The sequence below is a fragment of the Drancourtella sp. An57 genome (assembly GCF_002161525.1).
Classification (GTDB): domain Bacteria; phylum Bacillota; class Clostridia; order Lachnospirales; family Lachnospiraceae; genus Sellimonas; species Sellimonas catena.
In genome coordinates this window covers 17,145-42,951 of sequence record NZ_NFHY01000004.1, presented here as the reverse complement: position 1 = coordinate 42,951, position 25,807 = coordinate 17,145, and the positions used below count along the sequence as shown (strand labels likewise).

Genomic DNA, 25,807 nt, shown 5'->3' with positions numbered 1-25,807 from the left:
TCTTTCTCAGTTATTGTTTCTGGAACCGGAAGCTCTTGCATCCACACTACTATAGCTCCGGAATCCTTGCCAGGTTGTTAAACCTTCTATATAATCTGTGGTCACATTTTTTTGACTGCATTTCCACTTTTTTGAAACTTTTTTTGCTTTTTAAAATAATTCTCGGAGCAAACCTACGATTTTGTGCATTCTTGTATTGGCCTGCTTTTTGGAAAGTCCATAATGGACACAGAGTGCATACAGAAATTTCCCTTCTCCTTTTCCTTCAAAGTATTCCATGATGAAGCAGCTGTCTTCCTCGTCAAGCATAGCTAACACCTCATGCAGGCGTTCCAGCTGCAGCTTGTGCATTACAATCTCCTCAACATCCATATCAGGATCCGCCACCTCGAGGCTTCCAACCTCTCCATTCGGTCCCATCATTGCGTCAGATGACAGAATCTCAACGCCATATTTTTTTCTTGCCTGTTCTTCTCTGTATTTTGCCTGGGTTAATGCGTGGAGTCCGTTATCAATCTTTTTGATGTGCTCCTCAGTTAAGTTCTCGTTTCTGCAGATTCTTTCGTATTTGTAAATCATAAAAGTCCTTTCCCAAGCATTTGCCGGAATCAGGACTTCTACTGACCGTACAAAGCAATCGAGATTGGAGCTGGTAGCAAAACAAGCATTTTTGAGCATAAAGAAAAGCGCCGTCGAAATAAGTCAAATAAAAGGAATATGGTTATCCCATTATTCAATGACTTGCTTCGTACGGCGCTTGGTAGATTATCCGATCAATGACCGGCTCCGCTTGCTCGATTAAAAGTTCGTAATTGTTATTTTGTTTTTTATTTGATTATTAGCGAATCATGCCTCTGTTCTGATACGGACCGGTATAAGCATAATTCTTTCTTTTCATCCTGCGGAAATATGCAGGACTAAGTGGTCCTTCAAATTTACACTTGCGACATTTGACATACACAACTTCCGTCTGCGTCAGTGGTACATCCGTTACCTTAAATCCACAGATCGGACACCTCATCTCCCTGGAGCCAACCGCTTCAGCCGCTTCCATTGACAGAAGAAGCTTCCTCTGAACTTCTTCACTGGGTATCGGATACCTTGGATTAAATTTTAATGCTGCCTGATTCAACTGATCACCTCCGTCATCAATACAGCCTCTACATATTCACTGATGGGATGATACTCCACCATCTGCAGTTCTTTGATTCGGATCAGGAGCGCTGAAAAGGATACTCCGATCTGTGCTGCCATTTTCTTTATAATCATCCGATCTTTTGGAGCGAATACTTCGTCCCCAAAGATCTTAAGCTTGTTTCCATGATTAAAATCCTTCAATGCGGCCGCAACAATGAAGTACGGCATCAGAAGTGATGCTGCAAGCTTATCTGCCTGCGCTTCATTCCAGTTAAAATGCGACTTCATCTCGGCCACCGAATACACACGTTCCGCGTCAAAGGTTCGCTGAAACTGTGGCACCGGATTGTGGCGACCAAGAATATGATGGGCCACCTCATGTGCAATGGTAAAGCGGCGTTTCCCGCTCTCTCTTTCCTTTCGAAGATCAGCCTCCACAACGATTATTCCCAAAGGGAAAAGAAATGGAACAGTCCTGTTTCCTCTTTTTATCTTCAAAGGTGTAATTCCGTCTGACAGAAATCCAATCTTATCAAAATCGTCTTCTGCAAAAGTTTCATATACAACATTAAGTCCCATTGAGTTTGCAATGCCTTCAATATCCACACACCTTGGAAGGCCTGCAGTTCCTGACTTTTTCAGGTAGGTCAGAACTACCCCTGTCCCGATCTCATCCAGCTCTCTGTTTGGTATAAATTGTTTCAAGATGAATCAGCCTCCGTATGGGCTGGATCATCAATCGTATAAACATACCATGAAGATCCTAGCCGATATATATTTTTTACCGCACTACCTATCAATATGGTGTAGCGAATTCCTTCAAATTCATCGTTGACCGGCTCAGCCATATGGATGACTCTTTTTATATCCCAGGTTCGTCCATCATTCCAGAATATCTTTAACGGAACGATAGACCCATCAGCATAAGTGATGCTTTCTACGCTGACGTACACTTTTTCCATACACATCCCCTCCAGATCAAATAACTTTCTGATATTCTCATACATGTGCCTTTGCAGGTCTGCAGTGCTCCTCCATGCGGAATACCGGAATTCGGATTGTATTACCGAATTGTTTTGACTTTGTCATGGAACCACATTTTTCACACTCCATCCAGCCGTCAGTTTCTTCCAGATAGAGGTTGTGATTCACGTGTCCACATATGGGGCATTTTACATCATACTGTTTCATCGGCTAACCCTCCTCAAAGTTACATCGTCTTGATCACATGACTTAGAACTCCCTGACAGATCAGTGTGCTGACCAGGATCTTCTTATCCGGATAAACCTCCTGGTTCATATACTCAAGAACAACTTTATTGGATTCCTTATCAATCCCTGCATAACGTTTCAGCGTGTTCTCATTGTTTTCATCCAGTGTAACCACGATATCTCCAAGCTTCGGCTCTGCATTCTTTCTGATGATAAGTGTGTCACTGGATTCAATGCCTGCATCCACCATGGAATCCCCTTTCGCCTTTAAAATATAAAAGGGTCCTTTACCAAAGATGGCTGTTGGAAGTGATGTCCGGTAAAGAAGGTTTGCTTCTTCCAGAGCGGGCTCACCACAGTGGATCTCTCCGACAGCATCTACCTGTTCCGAATCAATCAGGATCTTATCCAGTTCCCGGACAGATACCTTTCCATCCTGATAACGGATCAGTCCCTGCCTGTCCATGGCTACGAGATAGGTGTAAGCGGTGCTACGCACAACCTCCATCGCATTGGCAATCTGCGTGATCGTCGGCATCGCACCAGCATTCTCCAGATAATATTCACTGATATACTGCTTTATCCTGTTCATTAGCTCCGGGTCCTTATGTCTCATAAAAGGATCCTCTCTTTCTAAGTTCTAATGCGAACAATTTGTTTTCGATAGGACTATTATAGAACGTATGTTCTGTCTGCGCAACATGTTTTTTGCAAAAAGAAAAGAGGTGTCGCCGTATAGCAACACCTCGCATACCTTACTTCTCATTTTCAGAGAAAACACAAACGTTTTTTGAATAGAATCTATCTTATCTAGGGGAAGACATTCTATTACATCGCCAAGGATCTGCTGAATATCAAGATCTGAAATAGAGTAACCAATAAATATGATGGGATATTCGAGGACACGATCTTGATAAAGAACTGTTAGATTTCAATTCCATAAATTCGTTAGTCTTATGACTTCCACTGTTTCTTCTATTCCCTCCAAGTCAACTGGAGATTTTGAAACAAACACATATTTATGGCAGTTCATTCCTGTTGCCTTTACCTGTTCGATTTCTTCTCGAACGATTGCCGTCGGAATTGTTTCTTTTCGGAATTTAACTTCATAAAAAACATATCCGTTTTCGTCCTGTGTTACAACATCAAATTCTCCGTTTCTTTTCTCTGACGGGATGTCATAGTAGTACTTTCCAATTTTCTCAATCACCGGAGAAATCTCTCCTGCCCTGTTCTTTCGGATCAAGTACTGCTTACAGATTTCTTCGAAATAATGCGGAACGTAGAAGGATTCAAAATCCTCGCGGATATATTTCTCATAAAAAATTGACGGATCCATGATCTTTCTTTGCGAAGCATACCGGAAAATATACCGGTAATAAAATGCTGAAAGTGGATCACTGATATGGTAGCTTGCTTTTCTTTTATTTCTCTCATCATTAATCGGCGTTCTTTTCTCGACCACCTCCATCTTAGAGAGTTTATCAAGTACGTCCACTAATGTAGGACCACTGGATACATGAGATTGATCGAGAATATCTTTATACTTGGTATATCCCCTGGACAAAGCTTCAAATACCTCGTTTGCGTTTGTAATTTTGGAGATTTCTGCGTTTAAGTACATGGAAACCTCATTTTCCAAACGCGCCTCTGGAGCCACCAAAAGTTCCAGCAGGTTCTCTTCAACAGAAATGGAATCATCCACTAAACGATTGTAATATGGGATACCTCCAAATACAGAATAAATCTTTATTCGGTCCTCCTCGGAAAATGCCGGATAAAACTCTGTAGACTCATAATAATCCATAGGCTTTAGGTTGATCGTAAGATCAATACGGCCATACAAAGGATTAGAAGGTTCCATCAGATTTCTCATGATTTCTACAAATGATCCCAAAATAATAAATGTGAGTTTTGCAGAGTCTCTGTATTTATCAATCATCGCCTGCAGAATGCTGTCCATTCCCTTGATGTTTTCTCTCAGATAAGGATATTCATCCAGGACAAAAATCATATTCTCTTCGCATGATCTTTGAAAGATGTACTCAAGAACCTCCTCTATGGATTGATATCCAAGTTTTGGAAGATGTAACTCTTCCGATAAAATATTGCAGATTCCCTGTGCATTGCTTTCTTCTGCCACCTGCTTGCACTCATAATAAATGCTTTGGCACGTTGTACTTTTGAGAAGCTGCTTCACCAGCTCACTTTTTCCCACCCGTCTTCGACCATAGATCAAGACGGTTTGCATCGCTTCCTCTTTATTAGTGTTGGCAATTGCTCGATTAAGCTTTCTCAGCTGTTCCTTTCTCCCAATGAATTTCATTTTATTCGGTCACCTCCGACTCGGTTTCGTTCGAATATATTATAACATGTTTTTGTGTTTTTTCAATTCTTATTCGGTTTGTTCCGACTCGATTTTATTCGAATAACTATTTTCAGATATAATGAACCATACACAACTATGAGCTATCTTTCAGATATGCGAAGGCACATGTCTAATATCTAGATACTCCCCTAATTTTCTCCTACTTTCTATAGTTGATTAAGTGCCTTTTGAAGCATTTCTCTATATTCATTACGTGTTTCAATTGGACTCTCGATCACGATTTTCCCACCGGCTCCAAACACCCAGCGATAAAATGTAGGCCCTGCACAGACCTTAACCGTTGTCCGGAACTGCTCCTCACCAACGCTGCGAGTCTTGATTTTCATACCGAACTTATCTACCACAGACTTCATACAGCAGTTATCGCAGAGTAATGTCACGTCAACTGCTTCATCTGTAGAGAACATACGGAAGACTTCGGTTGTATATTTGGATACATCATAACCCTTCGGCTTCTTAACAGCCTTCTCGGTCAGTAGCTCCGGCTGTTTCTTGATACGGTCTACTCGATAGGTACGAACAGCTTCCCTCTCATCACAGTAACCGGTCAGATAGTAATAGTCGCCATCCCAGATCAAATCAAATGGGCTGACTGTATATGGCTTTCCATCGTTCCTGAGCACTTCCTTCTTCTTACCATTGAGCTCAGAGTAATAGAAAGAAATCTTCACGCCGGTATTGATGGCATCATTGATTGCATCCACAATGTAATAGCCTTTTTCATTCTCTGACTTCACACGACCGGTGATATGCACAGATCTCTTTAACTTATCTGCATTGGTCTCGCTGGTCAAAGAGATCAGCTTTTCAATCAGGCTCTCACTCTTCTTCTCCGTAATGAACTTGGAAGACTGCACTGCATCAATCAGAAGCTTTAACTCCGGCACAGAGAACTTGCGGTCTGCCAGGTAATATTCCCAGGCGCGCTTACGCTCTCCGATAATCTCAAATCCAGCTGCTCGAAGCAAATCAATATCCTTTGGCACGGTGGTTCTATGCACAAGAATATTGTGCTGCTCCATCATACGGTCGGTAATCTGCTTTGTAGAAAGGGTATGGTCCTCATCAGTCTGGGTCAGAAGCATCTGGTAGAGATACAGGATTCGAAGTCTTGTATCGTTGTCCTCTGCCTTTGGTTCAATCACTATTTCTGTTTTGGTTGCCTGATCAGCTAAGATAACATCAGCAATCACCTGCGCTGCAAGCCTGGAACCAAGCTCATTTGGATGGCAGCCATCCTCAGCAAAGATATCCTGCTTATCAGCTTCCTCATAGAAGCGCTTGCCTATATCCGCAATCAATGCTTCGTTCTGATTGGCAGCCTCATGATAAGCATCATACATCTTCTGATACATCTCATCATAATCCATACCGAAGGATTCCAGCTGCTTGCCGCCCTTCTGATAAGCCCAGGTAGCATACAGAACCGGTACTGCTCCGTTGGCACGGATCCGCTCGCACAGCAATGCAGTATTGTTCAGAAAGCTTTCCCTGGAAGTGATCGGGCCGTTGCTCATCTCCTGAAGAATTACATAGTCCCACTTCTCATTCTCCAGAGCCGCCTGCGTCATTCCTCCCATCTTAGTGTCAGGATTCAACTGCTCGGCAAGGCGTGCTCCACCACGGGTATGCTGGACCACTTCGGCATCTATTAAGTTGGCTAGGGTTTCTGGCATGTTGTTTGCAAAAGTAAAACTATTGCCAAGCATTAAGATTCTCATATTTAACATTCCTCGTTATTACTCATTAACAATGCTAAACAGCGAGTTCTCTCTTCTGGATTTAATTTCTTAAAATAGAAAACCACATCTTCAATCATTGCTTTACTTACAATTTGGTCGGCTTCTACTTTCATTTTCTCAACAGCTTCTATTGTTTCTTGTTTTAAAAATGCTGGTAAAATTCGGGTGTTATCCTTCCATATATGTATTTCTTCTCTTGTCTGGTTTCCTAAAGTAAGATACTGAGTTCTCCATACATGATCCTTTGTATCGATTGCATTTTCTGCACTCGAAATAACATCTTCAAGAACTGCATTAACATCAAAATCTAATTCTGCATTAGAGTATTTATTTCTTAATGAAGCAATTTCTTTCTGTAATAAATTTCTATCATTCACAGCTTCCTTCAAAACATTAATATCTGATACAAAATTATCTAAGGCTGTATTAAGTTCTTCAAAATCCTGCAAATCACGAGTAGCCATTCGATAGTTCATTACCATAGCAATGCAACTTTGGACATTTTCAATATCTTCTAATGTTTGTGCATTAGCTAAATCTTCCCAGATATTTTCCATATCTTGTTGCATTCTCTTTTTAGCAGAATCGAGTTTTTCTACACATTGATCCAATTGTGTATGTAATCGCTTTCCATCATTTCCTAAGGCTAATTCGTATTTTGATAATCGTTCTAACAAATCCTTAGCCTTTACAAGCATATCAGAAACGTCCGTATAATTTTTGGTGGATACTTTTTTATATGCAATTAAATACTTTTGTCCATCCGAAAGCAGTTCCTGTCGGCTTCTAATTTCATCCTTTTTAGCTAACTCAGCATCACCTTTTGCTGACAATTTCTTTGCATAAGTAGCAAATCCAAAGTTCACTAATTTCTCATTGCACCGCTTAACATGCTTTTCAAACTGAGTCATTGCTTCTACAGATTTACAATGAATAGTACCCTCCAACCAATTTTCAAAACACGTGTCAACGATATTTCTTGCCTCGTTTCCCAACTCTGATAACCGATTTCTATATTCTTCGCTGATAGTAAAACCATTTTCATTAAATATTGAATATAAAGGAATTTCATCGATTGTCTCAAGTGCAACTAGCGCATTATATACATTACCTCTTTCGTGCGCGGTTTCGAGTTCGTCTTCAACCTTAACAATACTGTCATCCCAATCTTTTCGGGCTCTAGCTGCGATTTCAAATCTAGAATTGGCTAATTTGTAATTTACTTCAAGAGGCTCCGGTACTCCGTTATCATCAGCAAATTTCTGAATTTCTCTCTGCAAACGAATTACAGCATCTAAGTCTGTCGTTGCATCTAAGCGATTAAAATATTGCTGGAATTTGGCTTCAATAGCATTAGTATCAATTAAAATCAATTTGGATGTTCTGATTAAGTCCATATTGATTTTTTTATCCTTGATAATAACTTCATCTTTCCAACGAATAATGCTGTTTTGTGAGCCATTATAGTGGATTCTTACACAGTAGCTATGATTTGCAAGTAATACTGCAAGCATCATCAAAGCAGACTCTTCACTCAAGCCATACGGCGGATAACAATATTTTTCTAAAAATTGAACACAATCATACTGTTTAGAAGAGTTCAAATCACTTACTGCTTCTTCATATACAGCTCTAGCTCTAGATTCTGCTGGTGGCATAATAGCATAGTTTGTGCTAATACATTTCCAAGAAGTAGCACTGCTTTCCATTAGCACTGCTGTAATCTTACTCCTTACATCTGATGTAAAATCATGAATAGTGTCGTAATTTACATTATTTGAAAGAAGCATTTTAACGATTTGACAATAATATTGACTTCCTTTTCCTGTAAAATTATTCGAAGCAGTTAACAACCCGTCAAAATTAAACGAAACGACTTTTGGATATATACCTTCAAACACTTCTGTCAACTCAACCTGCAGACGCTTTTTCAGTTGAATTATTTCGTCAGGATATATGCACTGTCTTTGCTTTTTCAACATCTCAAATTCATTTCTCAAGATATCTTCAGCTTGGTTATAGTCATCAGAATATGCTCTAGAATACATTTGACGGATGCTATCATCCATCTGATCCAATACATCGTAATTCTTCAAGGCAGATGCTAAGCGGTCCTCAGAATCATTAAGCAACATCAGCAATATTGGCGATCCTTGGAGTTCTTTAGCAAACATATGTAAGCGTTCAACGTATTGATAGTCAGTATCTTTATTTACATAAATCCATATTAATCTGCCTTTTGGCACTGCAGCACTCACGCTTGCCTTCCAAGTTTTCTTGTATTCTCCAATTAATTCTTTTGATACGTCTTCTGCAAGAAGAACCTCCTGTGAATACTTCCACTCATTTGTAAGTATTTTATGCGTTGTACCAAAAGATGTTTCTTGCGGTTCGCTAAGCTCTCCTATTTCTAGGACTTTTGCAGTCTTAAACATTGCTCTAAAATCTGTTTTCCATGTAGCTGCAATTCGTTTCTTTTTGATTTTGTATTCATGAGCACCACGAGAATCTTCCATAAAGTCAAAACATCCTGCATGCTCATCAAATCCAAGTACTGCATACTCATTTTCAAGAAGTTCTAATTCGTCTTCTAATTCTGAGATGGTGAGTCCTGAACATAAAATCAATGCTTCTTTCGCATCTTCATAATCGCGAGTTTTAAACTTCAGAATACGTGCAATTAAGTTTGCTCTCAAAACTGCCAACGAACGATCGGAAAGTTTATCTCCTTGTTTTCTTAAAATATTATCATATCGAATACAATGCTGAGACAACTGTTTACCGTTTATCTCTGATGACAACATTTCTTGATACAGATCGCCACACATCAACTCTTCAGGAAGTACCAACGGTATTCCATTTTCAATTGAAGAATCCGCAATTTCTGCTATATACTGACTTATCAAAGTCATCGACGATCTATTTTGAAGATAATCTGATAATTGCGTAAGCATAAATGTAGCCAGCGGGTGCATCGGATAGATTCCTTCAACAATCACTTTTCTAAACAGTGAATAATCTGCCCACACACCACTTAATGACAGCCAACGATTCATCTGGGAATACAACTCTTCCCATTTTATTTCATTGGACTTCTGCCACTCAACTATGGTACTTTCAAACGCATCTCGGTTATTTCTGTATATTAAATTTGCAAATACAGTTTCCAGGTTTGATGAAATATGATATTTATCACTCTGGTCGTATCTACCGATATATCTACTAATGTTTCTTGTTTGATCAACACGAACAAGATAACTCTTAATATCTGACTGAATAAAATTAATAACCTGCAGAGCACCATCTGCGTCTTGAGCCACCTCAAAAATTTGTTGAAGGGCAGAATCTCCTGATTTTCCTGCATCAGATCCAGATGCATATTCTAGGTATCGACCAAACTCATCAAATAAAATTATCACGCGATCAAACTGGCCATTTAATCCGCAATACTCTGACAAAAGCATTTCCAAAATAGAACGTGCAGATATGCCTTCGTCCCAACTTATCTCTTTACCAGTAATCTGGCGATACACATTATTAACAATTTCGAATGCATTATCATCAGTGAGCAGTTTTTCTTTAATTTTTTCAGTTAATTGACTTCCCTGCTCTTTCCAGCCCAATTCTCTTGCACTATTCTCAAACAATTCAAGCTGTGAATCTTTATTACGTTCAAAAAATAAACTTGCCGTTTCAACCGTTCTATTAAGATTACGTAATCTATCATCGCTTAGTCCATATAAACATAAGCTTTTTTGAGCCGCTCGAAGAATCTCGTAATGAAGATTAAAATCTCTCATTCCATTTATTACGAGAACAAAATTTCTATCTGTACATATTTCTCTGATTTCAGAAGCCGCTTCACTGTCTATCTTATTGATATTGTCAATGATTTTGGCAAATGTTTCAGGCATGTAGCTTGCCCCAGAAAACAATTGGCCTAAAGTAACAGCCAAATGTGATTTTCCTGTTCCATAATCTGCAATAGCTAATGAAAGCGGATTAGATGAATCCTCAAACTTTTCCGCTAATGTTTTTACTAAGCTAATCGTATCAATGGTTTTATTCTTTGTTTTAGACTCCACTCCATAGTAGTCTTTTCCATGAAACACAAAGTTTTCAGCTACCTTTGCAGCCTTTTCCGGCACGTAAAACCAGTCTGCTTGTACTGCGCCTTCAAAATACAAATCTTTTCTAAAGGCTATAATATCTCCAATTCTCATGGCACTTCCCCCATTAACACAGTTCACTGTACAGTAATTCTATTAGTGATTCTGTATCTACAACTCGTCGTACCGTAAAAGGGATCATCTGACGATTCAATACTATCAACCCTTTACTCGCCATCATTTCTAATGCCTGATACTCTTCTTTTTCACTCCATCCAAAAGCATTTTTAAATCCAATTTTCTTTAAGTGTTCAGATGTTATTTCCGATATAGATGCCAATGTCACTTCAGTTGAATCTGCATTTTCTAACCATTCTTTCCAGTATTCGAACAAAACGTAAGCATACAAATACACGAAGTCCCCATCTAGTTTTTGCGCATTTATCTGTATTTGGTCACCACTAATACCAACTAAGTTTAATGAACTAAACAAATCCTGATAACAACCATTAAATGGTGCCATTTTCACACCTGTTCCAAACTGCAGTTCAATCTCTTTTTCGAATTGCTTAATGGTTAACGAATTTCTGTATTTAGGAAATACAGAATGGATAATATACGCCCACAACTCAGCTCCTCCATAAGGTCGAACGATCATGCAATGCATCATCAATAACGTTAGTTTCTCTAATAATCCGCTATCCTCGTCCCTAATACATTCTCCAAGCGCTGTATATTCCAATTCATACTTTCCGTCACATTTTTGTTTTTTTATCAATCCCATATACTCTGCATAAGAAATAGTTGGTTCAACTTTTCCACTGCTTTTTCCTGTTGGTATACCAGTTTGGTTTGATATTTCCTGAATATCCAATCCATTACAACATTCAATTTCAGACAATAATCCGCTAATATACTGTCTTTCTGGTTTAAATGTTTGATGGAAGTTTAAGTTTGTTCTAGCCAAATCAAATCCCCCAATCCGTGTATAGGGCGCATAAACACCCCATACACCTATCAATCTCTGTTTTCAAAAGGTGTTACATTTGTTATTGTTGGACGGCCTATTCCAAATTTTCCATCTTTTTGAATTCGACTTCCTACCACAATGCACTGTCCTTTTTTCAAATTCGTCAGAGGTGCTCTCCATTCGTTAAAGTCTGTTGGATTCAACTGTTTCGCCATTGCAACAATTTCTTCATCCGTCGGCTTAAAGTATAATTTAAACGCTGATTGCATTAACCTTACAATTTCATCTTCTGACAGTATCTTTAAGGATTGCGTTGCATACCATGCAGACCATCCAAACTTTCGTCCTTCCGTCAAAATCATTCCGCTTGGTGAAGAAAGTGAATGCGAGAGATTCTGCGCCTCATCAAGAACAACTGTAAATGGTTTATCCTTACTTCCGTATTTTTTAGTATAATGCCACATATCCCAAAGTAGGAATTCTGTAATAATAACCTGAATATCTCTAACAAAATTTGTTAGCTGGAATATTGTAATCGTACCTTCATCATCATATAAAACATCTTTCCACTCGAAATTATCTCCAGTAAATTCGACGCTATGGAAGAATGGAGCCATTTTAGATACAACCGATTTTGCAGATTTATTACTACTTTCATTGAGTTCTTTTTCAAGTAGCTGCATATTCATTGCATCGCCATATTTTTCCAATCCCACTCTACATGCATCAAACACAGCTGCAAATTGCTGTTCTCCGAAGCTATATACATGAGTCAAGATATTAGCAATACGCTGAGCAATATCTGCTATTTTTTCAGGTGCTTTCATTCCAGCTACTTCAATTTCGTTACGCTTGAACGGATTAATTGGAACACCTTCAAAGTAAACAACTTTATTGACAATACGCCCATCCATTTTTTCCAGGAACTTCTTCTCCAACTGATCAGGTCTAAAACCTTCTGTGTAATCAAATATGACTGTAGATACGTTTGCTTTTGAAATCTCATACAGCATAGTTTGAATACTATAAGTTTTTCCTTGTCCTGATGTACCTGTGATTAACAGGTGTCTATTTGCCAATTGCGAATTTCCAAATTCCCAATACACATTATTTCCCGAGCGATCTGTTCCGATGTTTACTCGTGTAGATTCTAATGTTTTTTCCTTCTTTCCTTCTATTTCCGGTTTGTTCTCATCTTCTACCTGAGAAACATTATCATTACTTGGTTTGCTGTCCTCTCTATCTACTTCGCTATCACTTACTTCCTTATCATCGCTACGTTTTACATCTGATTCCACATTTTCAGGGACAGATGAATCCTGTGATACCTCATCCAATATCGAGTCTTCAATATTTGTTGGTAGTTTCTTTTCTAAAAACTTCTTTCTGCTTCGAGAGTTCATTTCTTCTAGCTCTCTTAAAGCCGCCTCTTCCAACGAAGTAGACTCATTACAATCATCTTCATCACAAGGTGCTATATCTCGCTCAATAATGTTTACGAACTCTGAAGATTCTTGTCCAGATAGTATTCCTTGGATCATAAGCTGTGGAATATTGTAGACATTGATGTTTTCAGGAGTTGTTTCTAATACTTCCTGACTACCCTGCATATCAAACCAATATCCTAATACTTCTCCATTCCACTCAATCGAAAACTTTCCATCAAGTACAGCACGAAGCTTACTTGACAAATCACCGAACTCCTCCGAATTATCAGTAAAAGTTACCTGTGCGAACACTAACGCTCTATACAGCTGTGAGAACCAGTATCTTCTTTCAATTGAATCTGATTTTGGATCAAAAACTCTTTGTAACTGTTCTAAGCCATGTAAAACCTGCATTTTTGCTTTTGCAATATGTGCAGATGCCTTACTAAAACTAGATATTTTGCATTCAATAACGGTTGCTTCTAGTTTTAGTTCCTCATCGTCCGATGGAACTACCGAAAGCATTAAGAAATCGGGTCTACTTGAGGAATCATCTTCATTACTGAACCAATGCTTATATGAATCTAGGTGAACGATAATTCTCAAAGCGCTCTCAGCATATTTTTTCTTTTCACGCATAGATGTTAAAACATATGCCATGAATTCATTCACGTTATTATCACGTTGATTGATTGCTGATAAAAGACTTATACCATCAAGGCAACTAGCTTCGTTTATCACCTTACCCACAACATCATCTATTACATCCTTTTTCCAATGGAATAGCTGATAAAGCCTATTAGCCAATCTTTTTTTCACCGTATCTAATATTGAATTTCGTGCAGTGATTGTCAGATTATATTGTCCATAGGTTCCTTTTCCTGTACTAAATCCAATAATTGAATATTCACCCTCTGTATTATTTTTAAGCAAAGCACCATCCATTACTCGATCCACACAAACCACCCAATATGATTTTTTGTGCAAAAGATTTATGATACTTTGAGTTTCCTTTTCCAGACTAGATTCTCTGACAGCAATGTACTGTGTAGTCGGCACTATTTCAGCGTTTCTGCGATATCTCACCACTTGAGTGTGATTAAATGCAGCACTGAACTGAGGTTGTGATAACTCTATCCTTCTCTTTTTTGACGTTTTTGATAGCGGTGATGGCTTATATACGATTGGAAAACGACAATCACTAGCCAAAGATGTATATGTGTCGTAATTTGGAATAAATGAAAATGTATTTACATGAAGCAAGTCCATATTAAACACAATATCATTATTAGGATTCAATAACCTGTCTAATTCACTCTTAGAAGTCCATTCATTCAGATAGGTACGAATATATACATTATTATTTTGAGCAAAATAGTCGTCCATCCAATATGCTAAATAGTTACGACCACCTTTGTTCTCCGGTTTAACCAGAATTGTCATTTTGATGCTAATAATCTGCTCTTCATTCTCCTTACGCAACTCTTCGGTATAATGATATACGGCAGCAATAATTGGCTGAAGTTCCGTAGGATTAACAAAAACCAAACTCATACTATACTTCGCAGAAGGCAGCGCTTTGATATAGTCCTTTAATACATCATAAATCATTTGCGAATCATCACTCATTCGCGTAAATTCGCTCTTATTAAAGTCATCGTCATAGATGGCTTCCTTTTTTATCAAATCCTTTACTCGAGCTTTTACCTCATTTGTCTTGTTGCTATTTCCATATACGGAGTACGCACCATATGCACCTATAATTCCCAAATAGTCCGCACTTGCTGCCGGGAATAAATCTACAGCTGATTGTATTTCTGTCGTTCGGTAAAGCTCCGCAATCGTATCTTCAACATTGAGTTTCTTTGCAGAAGTGTCGTATACACTCCATGCATCATATAAACCATCTACGATAAATCGTTTCTGATCACAAAGTTTCTGAATCGTTGCTGGATGCCAAGGCGGAACAATACTACATTCTGTATCCTCATCATCCATTAAGAAGCTTGTACTTCCTTCGAGATTAAAGGCATGAATAAATGCATCCATAACCCACAATTGATTTTCCGGGAATGATTCCTCTAAAATCTTTGTAGCCAGTTTGTTGTATGCTTTAACAAAAGCATTTACTGCGTCACTGCCTATACACTTATAGAAGCCCTTTTCACCCATTCTCTTTGTTAAAATACAGAACTTCTCACCTAGGTCTTCAAACAATACTCGATAAATCAAAAGAGGGGATCCAGGTTTAGCTGTTTTGGTACGCTCTTTTATATAATCGAGTAAATTAAATCTATAATTAATATCCGCTTCTTCATATAGATCAAAGAATTCCTCTTCACTTTTTACCACCATTGATGTTCTTATCTTGTTAAAAACACCTAGAGGTATTACTTTACTACCATCACATTTTGAGAAATCCTGTCGTACGATATCTCCAAAGTCATATAACCATCCGGATTCATTTCTAAACTTCCAACAGAATTGTAATTCTAATTCTTCTTCACTATTCTTCGTTGAATCGAAATAAGTAATAACATTGTTCATTGCATCATAGCATTTCACAACGAATTTTATCTTACTTAAAGTATTTGTTTCAGAAGCAGTTTTGACTATTCCTTCAATATTCTGAGCCACCTGATCAATTGCAAAAAAGTCTTCATTTGCACAAGAAATCTCAACACTATCTCCATTGTAATTCCAATCAGATTGATTTACAAAATCAAGCACTCCATTAGCATGAATACATATATTTTCCCATACACTTCTCAACTGTTCCTTTTTCTCAAGATCATCAGCATCTGTATATCCAGTCACAATCTCAGCCTGAACGAACTCATAATCTACTCTCGAAATCGTATCAATCTTCCATCTTTTTCCTTCTTTTAACACAGTAAGGAATGCTGATGCAAACGCGTGTAAAGGATCACCAGTGACAAAGTTTTCATGAACGACCGTCTTTACTTCTTTCTTGAGCTTAATATTTAAAATCTCATCAACAACTGAATAATCTAATGCTAACAGTTTCTGTTTATTAGCAGAAACATTCTCTCCTCTGGCAAACGCAAGAAGCACAGAACAAAATTCCTGATAATCATCAAATCCCTGAGAATTCCATCCATCCCAGGAGCTAGAATACTTTTTATCTTCCTCATCGTAAGTTTTCAATTTTTTCACAAAATTATTGTATTGTGCCTTAGAAAGCTTAGAAAACAGTTTTCTACTTATAAACTGATACTCTGGTCTCAAAAAGTTTCCAGCTTTTTCAACCTGTTTACGCTTTAATACATCTAAGCTTCGATGTGGAAGTCCCCATTCCTGCAAGGAATTAAAGTACTCTCCAATAAAATCTTCAAATGTATCAAAACTATCTTCCCATTTATCTGCGCATGATGATAATTTACAAATATCCGGAGCCACAAACTCAAATAAGCATTTGTACATGTGGTTGATACATTTTACATCTGCGTCTGACAAACTGTAGTTGAAACACTTTTTAAATACATTAGCGTAGTTTCCACCAATATTCTTTAAAAGGCTTTCCGGCGTAATGGTAAAACAGTTTTTAAGTCCACCAGTATCTTCCTCATCTTCTGTTCCCATCAATACAAGAATATTACTAGCATGTAAATTACGGTAATAAGTTACACTTTCAGTTTCTGCAACCCAGTTATTCTGAAGCATTGATTGAACCGTGGTTGTATCACTATCCTCTCGCAAAGATAGCCATTTTTTCCCAGCCAGTTTGATATCTACCGATAACGGTCTAAGCTTATAAGCATACGTAATCAGTCTTGCAATCTGATTATATACACTCAAATTTTCAAAACCATTTATCAGAATCATCGTCTCCCCAGACGCTTCAGGCTCTCGCAGAGTAACGAGTTCTACAATTTGATTTGTTATATAATTCATATAATCTCGTCCTCCTTCACTTCATCATATGGATTCACAACAATGGATGTTGCATCGGATAATTCATGTAAAAATCCAGTGGCTTTTAAAAACTCCTGGAACGCAACCTTGTTTTCCATAAAACTATTTGCAAGAGAATAATCACCTGTTTTTACCATTTTCTTATACTCCGCAGGTCCAATTACAATTCTGTATCTATCATATAATTTGGATAAAAACATATCCAATGTCATTTTTTCACCAGGTTTCACCAAAGCAAGAACAAGAAAACGAATACTATCTTCAGGAAGTGCAAAACGCTCATAAGGGCCTGAAGTTGGAATGATACACTGCAATTCTTTTCCCTTTGATCTGAAAATTTCAAGAGAATCCTTTCTAGCTTTTCGAACTTCTTGCATTCTTTTATCAACATCTGCAGAAGCTAATTCCACGGATTTCTGACCCAGAGCAGTAACAAAAGTATCTTCGACTTTTCTAAATCCACTTGATGCTACTTTTTTAACAATATCAGCTGTCATGCCTTTCATATCAATGATCCAGCATTCACGTTCTGTCCCTAAATAATTTGTAGTTGCAACAGAGAGCATTCTCATTACTTGTAACATTACGCCCTTGGATAATAATTCCATTTTTTTAATAGGGTGCATGCTACAAGATAGGTAGTTAATCAACTCATCAACACTATGTCCTGCAACATTCTTATATGCTCTCTCTGGAATATATGCCAAGCGAAGCTTTTGTTTTGGGCTTTCATCATATCCCATTGAATCTTCCCATATTTTTTGAATAAAAGATGCAATCTCTGACATCTTCTTTCCTTGTACCAGAAGTAATTCTCTCAATAAATATTCTAGTTTTTCTTGCTTATCCTTGTTGTTTTGAAGCCCCTGCAATATATGTAAATAGTATAGTTCTCCTCCTCGAGCAAGAAAGTTTCGTTTGTCAAAATCAAATAATCCATCAATTTTATTTTTCTTTTCTGGATCATTTCTGATCTCATCCCATTTTAGTGCAGATCTTTCCTTTTTCTTTGGCATAGCTTCACAAAAGATCAATTCCGGACAAATCGGCAACATCGCCTGTGCACACCATGTTCTCTTTCTTAAAACAACAGCATATCCATGTAATAGGTCCTGAAGAGATTCAATAAAATCTCTCTTTTCTTCTGCATCAGAATCTTCTATTCTTTTTTCCAATTCAGAAATTAATTCCTGATATGCCAACTTATCAATTTCTGCAGCATCATTTTTTTTGCTTTTATCAAAGAAAATAAAACGTTTTAATCCCATTCTGGGTTCAACAGTATAATAAAGAACATCCTTACTATCCGGATCATGGAAACAAAGCTTCCCCTGATTCTGCTCTCCTTTTTCTGCACAAAAAACCAACAGAAATTCTATTAAATATTCTGCCAATGTTTGGTCTGCATGAAATCGATTTCCGTATATATAAGTTGCCAATGTAGCTCGACTATCTGGCTTCACATTTTCTGGGTATGTTTGCATCATTTACCCCCCTTTTAGTTCAAACGGATCACATTGTCATCTATTTCAATATTTATCTTTTCGTATCCGTTGTTATTTAACACTATCATTTCCAAATCATCGCTATCTATATACACAACTTTTAATAATTGTGCCTTCATACTTTCTATACCATGTGACAGCTGCGGATCTATATTGGTAGAAATAACGCCATTACGTAGCTCCTCAAAATAATCTATCATAGGCAATGAAAGCTTAATTTCCTCTTTTTTCTGTACTCTTAACACCAAATCCTGTTTTTCCATGTTTAGTGATGAATCAGGTTTTGATATCACTTCTATATCGTTAACACTCAATTCACCCACAACCAACTGAACACTTTGAGCAATTCCACTTTCTTTGCTCAAAGTTATTGGAATCGTATTCGAGTTACTAACAACAGTTCCCAAATACATCATCCTTAACGCATCAATAATGAGCATCTTTTGACTTTTTGAAGGCTTGCTTGCACCACCACGAACGTCTAAATACGTAGTGTACTGTTTCGAAAAAACATCTTCTGTATCACGTCTCCATGATTCGTCTGGAACTATGTTCAAAAAGAAATAAATACGTCGCAATTCTTCAGCCCAGCCCTTAAGAAACATACTTGTTTTTTCAGCATTATGAATAATTGCTACGACTTCTGGAGAAAACAACTCATCATAGGATCTTTTTATTATTAAATCTTCATCTGCTCTAAGTCGTTTTTGATCAAAGTGATTCTCATATGCCAATTTTACTGCTAATACGTTTTGTGCCTGCGCATTCTGAATAGTACCTACATATCCAAAAAACAAATTGAAAAACATCATTTTATGAAGATCAATAGGAACTATATCCTCGCATTCGACACCACCTGTCATCATATAAGCTAACTGCTCAGTCATACTTCTAATAGTCATTCTGTGACCATATTCAGTTTCCCAAATATAATATTTTGACAAGAAATCAAATACTCTTCCTTGATTTGTCTTAATCAATTTTTGATTATGGAAAATATGACAATATTCCCTTTTCTGACATGTTAAGCAATCTGCCCAAAGTTCATCTTTAATGACATTAGAAAGATATTTTGTTGGAAAAGCTGTATTATCAATAGCCGCAACATTAATTACCAAAAACGGATACGATGCTATTTTGATAATATCTCCCTTATTATCATCCATTGCACCTATCAGTTGCATTTTTGCTTGTTCGATTTCATTCTCGTCATCAAACAGCTTTCCAAAGGTATTGATTAACGGTCCCGTATTTGCAACCATGAAAACATATTTTCCTTCTGACGGATAGGTAACTATTTTTTTCATCATTTCAAGTTTTTTCTCATCAGATAATTCCGAAAAGTCTTTAATGCAACAACATACCTGTCCAGTTGCAAGAGTATGTTCAACAATAGGAGTTGAAAAATCTGGTTTTATACCAAGTTTTGATAACACCTGATACATCAAGCTTGTTTTTCCATCTCCAGCATGTCCAGTCAACACTAATATATGTGATTCAAAAGATGTAAGTGCTTTTATGATATGCTGACACACATTCATCTCTACCATTGTTTTTTCATAATATGGACTTTCTACATTCTTTTCCCCGTAAGCATTGGGATTCTGAGCATTGTAATTATGAAGTCCATTCAAATATTTAACATAAGGATTTGATATTTCATTCATCATGATTGACCTATCCTTTCTTTACTTCTGTTGATTCGTACATCATATGTTATCTTCGATATAATCAAGTGCACATTGCAATTCAGCAAAATCTGCATCAGTAGTAAAATGATTTACACTAAAACGTATCGTCCCTGCCGGAAACGTCCCTAAAAACTTATGCGCATATGGGGCGCATTGAAGACCAGTACGCACAGATATTCCTAATCTATTAAATAATTCACCTGCACTATCACTACTTATACCATCAATAACACACGACACTATACCGACATATTTTTGAGATGAATTAACTCCTATCAACTTGATAAAATCATAATTATCAAGAAGTGCAATTAGCTTATCTCGTTTTCCAACTTCTTCTTCAAAAAGATCTTTTATTCCTTTTTCTTCAATCCATTTTAATGCAGAATACAATCCCGCAAGTCCTGAACTATTCATTGTTCCCATCTCGAATCTTGCTGGCAAATCATCCGGCATATTCTGATTTGCTGATTCAACACCTGTGCCACCATACAAAACAGTTGGCAATTTGAAGTCTGGTTTCATCACAAAACCAGATATTCCGGTAGGGCCTAACATAGTTTTATGACCAGCAAATGTGGCAAAATCAATAGTTTCCAGCCCTACATTGCATTCAACAATTCCTGCAGTTTGTGCCATATCCAGAAGTGTTATTGCATTGTACTTTTTAGCTAATCCAAAAATATCTTCTGCAGGTGCAATCAACCCAATGACATTGCTTGCATGACTAACTACGACAAAATCTGGAGAAACATCGTCAAACTGATATCTTATCTGTTCCATATCATATGATAATTTTTCGTTCACTGAGAGTTCAATAATCTTGAGCGAATACTTTTCTTGCAATCCATGCAATGTTCTTGTAACAGCATTATGCTCAAAAGGGGAAATATATACATTCCTCACTCCAGTAGCAATTATCCCTTGAATAATAATATTCAAAGCTATCGTGGCTGTCGGTTCAAACACCACTTGCTTCGATGGACACTGTAGTATATTCTGAACCATTTTCCTTGTGTCCTTAACCAAATTCCCAACCGATATAGAGGATGCATATTGACCTCTACCTGCGCTACCACCACAACTTCGATAAAACTGATCCATGTATTCGTATACGCAATCTGGTTTTGGATAAGTTGTTGCTGCATTATCAAAATATGCCATTATGCATCCTCCTTAATTAACATAGTTTTTTTAATACTTCCATCAGAATTTGTCTTTTCTCCTGTTCTGAGATCGCATGTCCCATCGCATCTAATGAAGCATTAATTTGATTCAAAAGCAATTTACCCCTACCACTAAATTCAACACTATCAAATCGTTTTGTAACTACTTCACCATTTTCATCCGTATAAGAGACTTGATAAGAAGCAGTACCTGAAGAACTCTCTACATTACTTTTCCCAACAAATGATTCTGCTGTACTCTTATATCGTTTTATATTTTCCCAAAATCTATCTGTCGTGTAACTATCCCAATCCTCTATTCTTAAGTCAGTTGCTATCTTTGCCAAACGGGATATAAATGCATCTTCATCATTTGTAATATTCTTACATAATTGTAAAAATCTATTGCTTCCGTCTGAAAATAATTGTTCAAAGACTTTCTGATCAAGTGATTCACACCATTCAGTAATTACAGAGGCCAGTGACATTTGATGAATTGATGCACTCAAATTTGGTAATACAAAAAGCTCCTTCAAAGAACAAACAAGATATTTTTTTAGTTCTAAAATTAAATTGTCATAAAAGTTCTTGGCCAAACTAATATTTTCAACCACACCAGGATTAAACCCATCTGCATAACCAAAAGCCTCTGGAAGTTTTGAAAAAATCAATTCATAACTGCTCGGATTCTGTCTAAACAACTTAGTCATAGAACTATACCGTTTATCTATTTTTGTTCCATTTGGCAACTTACGAAGTTCCTTCGAATATTTGGGCAGGCTTAAAAACCATCGTTTCATTGCGTTCGAAACATAATCATAAAAGTTTGCCCCTTTTTCTGCCTCAATAACAAAATCAGCAAATACCTCTGCAAGCTTATCAACATATACTTCTTTTTCTTCATCCCAATCCAAGTAGGATAATGAAAAAGCCGCTGGATCCGAATTAATTTGAACAATTGTGTCTACATTGATTGGTACTTGTCCATATCGATCCAGAATAACTATCTGTTTCTTATATTCATGAAGCACAACAGAAAGATAGATTGGAATGACACCTTTTCTCAAACCTATATTACCTTGTGGCTCAATTAACTCTTTGTACAGTTCACTGAATTTAACAGACTTCTGCTTTCGTGCAGAGACTATAAATCCCTCAATCACTCCCAACATATTGGCAATACAGTTGTCCTCTGGATGAATATTAATAGTCGGAATATCTCCTTCTATCCAAATCCCTGTTCTTGTAAGCGTACTTCTCATAATAGAGACATCTTGGCCACTTCCCGACAATCCCAAACCTGGTTCCAAATCGTTTCTTAGCAATGCGGATACGATCTTGTTTCTGCTATTCGTAGCAATGGATGTTATTTCATCTTTATTAACAGCCTCATTATTAATAACCGGAGTCATACAAAAAACATTGTCACAAATCGAAGACATCAATTCAGTCAATCCAGCTTTTCTTCTAACAAATACTTCCTCACCTTTATGGAAATAAGTCGACTTATAAGATTCAGGATGAGTATATGAAGAAATAAAAGCGCGAATAATTTCGCCTAAATCTTCAACAACAACATCGTACTCCTCAAAAAGCACCGGATCTTCAAATGCCTTTTCTCTTAAGGTATATGCAGCATTGTATTCTCTTACAATCTGTGTTATCTCCGAATAATGCTTTGGTATAACAAAAACACATTGATTTCCTGTACTGTTCTTACTAAGTGCTTTTTTCACTCCATCTATCGCAGCTTCAGAATGAACCAATATTCCATAAATCACCCCATCAGCATTCACTGTTGATGATTTCAAATTCCAATCAACATCTGATACAACTTCATCTTCTTCAATAAATTCAAAAGAGAAATAGCGTGTCATTTCTCTTTCATCGTTATATCGAGCAGGATACATATAATTGTCAAAATTGCTCTTATTCAACGATTCCTTTACAGATATTTTCCCAAATTGAGTCGCAACTAAATCAGCTATTCTTTGCTTTATATCTACACCCGAACTTTGCTTTAATCTCAAATAGTTGTTGCTTCTCTTGAGGTACACTACAAATTCTTTTTCTACCAAAACTTGAATTGCATTATCTATTTCTGCAACTCCATACTGTGAAGAAAATATACCTATAAGTTCTTCTCTAGTTGGTTCAAGACACTCGAACTGCTCAAGAATGTATATAAGTGAAATAGTCTTTACTAATTTACTCTCTAATGATTCCTCATTTAATTTTTGAAGAATATTTTCCGTTAAAACATATGTGTTATGAATATCGCTTCCATACGCTTCCTTTTTCAGCAATGGTGAGAAATAATCATAAATCATATCTGGCGAAATAAGACAAAATCTATCATCGTCGTAAGTTGATAAGAACGAGCTCAGAGTAGATTTTCCTTCCGCTGACAAAAACGTAAACAACGTTCTCTCATTCTGTGCTACCTTTTCTGAAAGTCTCGGTAAAACAAAAGTTGCAACCGGTGATAATGGATAACATCCATAAATCGCTGCATTAACAGAACCTTCTAAATCCGAAAAAATCGGATGATTACTATATCTATGAACCAATCCAGCAAAATCATCTGAATATTTTTTTACAAATTCATTCCATCGATCACTGTCAATTTTTATTACAGAAGATATTACTTCGTAGGTCTGTGCATAATTATTATTCATACGCACATGCTTAAAACGCTCGGACACACCTCTCCATCCATCAACCTTCTGCTTTGGTAACTTATCAATATAATTTGAAATCTCTTTATGACAGATCAACATCAGGTGCATTTGTAAAGAACCACTTCTGTTACACTTTTCTGCAAAATCCTGAAGCATTTTTGTATCACTTACTGAAGCTTCCTGAATGTTAGCTTCTAAGTATTTACTAAACTCATCATATACAACGTATACTCCTGAATACCCTTTTGTTTTGATTCCTTTTGCAACTTGTTCATAAAGATCAACGACATCAAACCCTAAAAATGGATTAAATACGCTTCCAGCCGTCAACTGCGGATACAATCTTTCAAACTGTTCATAGGCTGTAATAGAATATTCATCCAGCTGCTTTTCAAATTCATTTGCTGGTATATCTATTAACTCTTCAAATTGCTTATAGGTTTCTGGAAAATCATTTCTCCATCTTTTAATCACAGACACAGCCGCCTTATAATTTGTTTCCGGCATAACATCCAGCAAATCATTATCCGTCAGCGTTCTTTGTAATGCATTTAAAAAGGCCTGGGTTAAACTTGTATTGCTTCCAGTCACAACTATAGGTAGCATTTTATTATCGCTCTCATAGTAATTACTAATCAGCTGTTTTAATCTAGGATTATCTGTCACCTTGGAAATAATATTTTCAAAAAGATAAATATCCTTTCTCATAAGCATAGACAAAATCATCAATACAATATGAGATTTACCTTTTCCGTAAGCACCTATTAAAACTCTTGCTCGATCCGATGATGAAGGACTTGTACTAGCCAAGACATCCTCTAACAAATCCATAGCTGGCTGTGTTGGTATAAAATTCTTTATTTTGTCATCGTTGTTTAGGTCAAAACCAATATTTACCGAATATTGAAAACCTGACGCAACAGATATCATCTGACTCATATTCTATCTCCTAATCGATTGTTAAATAATATTCTTTTACACAGTCTTGGAATGAATAATTCTCCAGAATAGTAATCACATCCAAACCAGCTGTTCTACTGATTTTAATCAAACCAAGCTTTTGAACCTCATACAAAACACTAAGCATGGTGATAGAATTCAAATTAAATACCTTTCCAATATTGCATGGAGCATTTAATAATTCATTTAAACTAATTTCTATCTTTCCTTTAGCTTGATCAGAAATCACTGCGAAGGCCACCCATGGACTAATCATCGATGCTTGTGGCGTTGTTTTTCTATAGGTTTTCTTAGTTTTGCTTAACACATCTACTAATCCCAACTCACCAAACGGACAATCAATATTATTTTCAGGGGATACTTTTCCTGAAGAAGTTTTATGCTTTGGGAGATATGTATTTATAATGCAATTAAAATCATCGTTCAAAGATCGAACGGCCACTTCACTACCTTCATTTGACATCTTTATATACTTTTGTAATGACTCTACAAAATCATCTCTTCCAAATTCAGAAACATTAAATTCATTGAAAAAGAAATACCACGCAGTCGCATCATTCAAGTTTGTTGCCAATTTATATTGCAACAGCAACAGTGTTCCCAACTCCTCAATATATCGATCATTCGTATATACGCTATTGCCCAATCCAGTAAATGATTGAACTCTTTTTCCTGATTTTGGTTCTACTGTTAATCCTACTGTTTGTAACCAATATCTAAGAGCTTTTACCATGTTTGATCCAATACCTAATACATCCATTGGATTTTCTTCTTTGGATACAAACACATCATTTTTTGTCTTAACACATTTCATTCCTTTGCTAAGCCAACCTTTTCGTATAAAGAACGTGTCATGTGCACGAAACTTCATTTATCTTTCCT

Annotated in this window: 16 protein-coding genes; all 16 read right to left on the bottom strand. The window is 36.9% G+C overall.

Going from position 1 to position 25,807, the window contains the following annotated elements; translation table 11 throughout:
• Positions 1–150: 150 nt before the first annotated feature.
• The gene (locus tag B5G11_RS04185; RefSeq protein ID WP_087252294.1) at positions 151–579 is read right to left on the bottom strand and encodes a hypothetical protein; all 429 of its coding nucleotides are present in this window, start codon (positions 577–579) and stop codon (positions 151–153) included.
• Between the two features lie 259 nt (positions 580–838).
• Complete coding sequence (locus tag B5G11_RS04180) at positions 839–1,132, bottom strand: hypothetical protein (protein WP_242958924.1); 294 nt, start codon at positions 1,130–1,132, stop codon at positions 839–841.
• A complete protein-coding gene (locus B5G11_RS04175; protein ID WP_087252293.1) occupies positions 1,129–1,842 on the bottom strand; it encodes an ImmA/IrrE family metallo-endopeptidase in 714 nt (237 codons plus the stop codon). The genes B5G11_RS04180 and B5G11_RS04175 overlap by 4 nt, the downstream gene beginning before the upstream one ends.
• Positions 1,839–2,099: a hypothetical protein gene (locus tag B5G11_RS04170; RefSeq protein WP_039861518.1), complete on the bottom strand. Its 261-nt coding sequence runs from the start codon at positions 2,097–2,099 to the stop codon at positions 1,839–1,841. The genes B5G11_RS04175 and B5G11_RS04170 overlap by 4 nt, the downstream gene beginning before the upstream one ends.
• 37 nt (positions 2,100–2,136) lie before the next feature.
• Complete coding sequence (locus tag B5G11_RS04165; protein WP_087252291.1) at positions 2,137–2,328, bottom strand: translation initiation factor 2; 192 nt, start codon at positions 2,326–2,328, stop codon at positions 2,137–2,139.
• A gap of 19 nt (positions 2,329–2,347) precedes the next feature.
• Complete coding sequence (locus tag B5G11_RS04160) at positions 2,348–2,965, bottom strand: S24 family peptidase (protein WP_087252290.1); 618 nt, start codon at positions 2,963–2,965, stop codon at positions 2,348–2,350.
• A 315-nt stretch (positions 2,966–3,280) separates the two neighbouring features.
• Positions 3,281–4,675, bottom strand: a complete 1,395-nt coding sequence (locus tag B5G11_RS04155) for an ATP-binding protein (RefSeq protein WP_087252289.1) — start codon at positions 4,673–4,675, stop codon at positions 3,281–3,283.
• Between the two features lie 209 nt (positions 4,676–4,884).
• Positions 4,885–6,459 carry a WYL domain-containing protein gene (locus tag B5G11_RS04150; protein ID WP_087252288.1) on the bottom strand — a complete coding sequence of 525 codons (1,575 nt, stop codon included), beginning with the start codon at positions 6,457–6,459 and terminating at the stop codon, positions 4,885–4,887.
• Positions 6,460–6,461: 2 nt separating this feature from the next.
• Entirely contained in the window at positions 6,462–10,703 is a 4,242-nt protein-coding gene (locus B5G11_RS04145) for a hypothetical protein (RefSeq protein ID WP_087252287.1), read from the bottom strand.
• Positions 10,704–10,716: 13 nt separating this feature from the next.
• The gene (locus tag B5G11_RS04140) at positions 10,717–11,556 is read right to left on the bottom strand and encodes a hypothetical protein (protein WP_087252286.1); all 840 of its coding nucleotides are present in this window, start codon (positions 11,554–11,556) and stop codon (positions 10,717–10,719) included.
• Between the two features lie 50 nt (positions 11,557–11,606).
• A complete protein-coding gene (locus tag B5G11_RS04135) occupies positions 11,607–16,901 on the bottom strand; it encodes a DUF87 domain-containing protein (RefSeq protein ID WP_087252285.1) in 5,295 nt (1,764 codons plus the stop codon).
• Positions 16,898–18,406, bottom strand: a complete 1,509-nt coding sequence (locus B5G11_RS16505; protein ID WP_087252284.1) for a hypothetical protein — start codon at positions 18,404–18,406, stop codon at positions 16,898–16,900. Before B5G11_RS16505 ends, B5G11_RS04135 begins: the two co-directional genes overlap by 4 nt.
• A gap of 14 nt (positions 18,407–18,420) precedes the next feature.
• Complete coding sequence (locus tag B5G11_RS04125; protein ID WP_087252283.1) at positions 18,421–20,097, bottom strand: hypothetical protein; 1,677 nt, start codon at positions 20,095–20,097, stop codon at positions 18,421–18,423.
• 39 nt (positions 20,098–20,136) lie between these two features.
• A complete protein-coding gene (locus B5G11_RS04120; protein ID WP_087252282.1) occupies positions 20,137–21,282 on the bottom strand; it encodes an aminotransferase class V-fold PLP-dependent enzyme in 1,146 nt (381 codons plus the stop codon).
• Between the two features lie 16 nt (positions 21,283–21,298).
• Entirely contained in the window at positions 21,299–24,904 is a 3,606-nt protein-coding gene (locus B5G11_RS04115) for a hypothetical protein (RefSeq protein ID WP_087252281.1), read from the bottom strand.
• A 10-nt stretch (positions 24,905–24,914) separates the two neighbouring features.
• Positions 24,915–25,796 carry a DUF4007 family protein gene (locus B5G11_RS04110; protein WP_087252280.1) on the bottom strand — a complete coding sequence of 294 codons (882 nt, stop codon included), beginning with the start codon at positions 25,794–25,796 and terminating at the stop codon, positions 24,915–24,917.
• Positions 25,797–25,807: the final 11 nt, after the last annotated feature.

What these genes read in the sequence shown, in the direction of transcription:
- B5G11_RS04150 (WP_087252288.1), bottom strand. Translation starts at nt 6,459, where the DNA reads ATGAGAATCTTAATGCTTGGCAATAGTTTTACTTTTGCAAACAACATG.
- B5G11_RS04185 (WP_087252294.1), bottom strand. Translation starts at nt 579, where the DNA reads ATGATTTACAAATACGAAAGAATCTGCAGAAACGAGAACTTAACTGAG.
- B5G11_RS04110 (WP_087252280.1), bottom strand. Translation starts at nt 25,796, where the DNA reads ATGAAGTTTCGTGCACATGACACGTTCTTTATACGAAAAGGTTGGCTT.
- B5G11_RS04115 (WP_087252281.1), bottom strand. Translation starts at nt 24,904, where the DNA reads ATGAGTCAGATGATATCTGTTGCGTCAGGTTTTCAATATTCGGTAAAT.
- B5G11_RS04160 (WP_087252290.1), bottom strand. Translation starts at nt 2,965, where the DNA reads ATGAGACATAAGGACCCGGAGCTAATGAACAGGATAAAGCAGTATATC.
- B5G11_RS04170 (WP_039861518.1), bottom strand. Translation starts at nt 2,099, where the DNA reads ATGGAAAAAGTGTACGTCAGCGTAGAAAGCATCACTTATGCTGATGGG.
- B5G11_RS04135 (WP_087252285.1), bottom strand. Translation starts at nt 16,901, where the DNA reads ATGAATTATATAACAAATCAAATTGTAGAACTCGTTACTCTGCGAGAG.
- B5G11_RS04155 (WP_087252289.1), bottom strand. Translation starts at nt 4,675, where the DNA reads ATGAAATTCATTGGGAGAAAGGAACAGCTGAGAAAGCTTAATCGAGCA.
- B5G11_RS04165 (WP_087252291.1), bottom strand. Translation starts at nt 2,328, where the DNA reads ATGAAACAGTATGATGTAAAATGCCCCATATGTGGACACGTGAATCAC.
- B5G11_RS04125 (WP_087252283.1), bottom strand. Translation starts at nt 20,097, where the DNA reads ATGATGAATGAAATATCAAATCCTTATGTTAAATATTTGAATGGACTT.
- B5G11_RS04120 (WP_087252282.1), bottom strand. Translation starts at nt 21,282, where the DNA reads ATGGCATATTTTGATAATGCAGCAACAACTTATCCAAAACCAGATTGC.
- B5G11_RS04145 (WP_087252287.1), bottom strand. Translation starts at nt 10,703, where the DNA reads ATGAGAATTGGAGATATTATAGCCTTTAGAAAAGATTTGTATTTTGAA.
- B5G11_RS16505 (WP_087252284.1), bottom strand. Translation starts at nt 18,406, where the DNA reads ATGCAAACATACCCAGAAAATGTGAAGCCAGATAGTCGAGCTACATTG.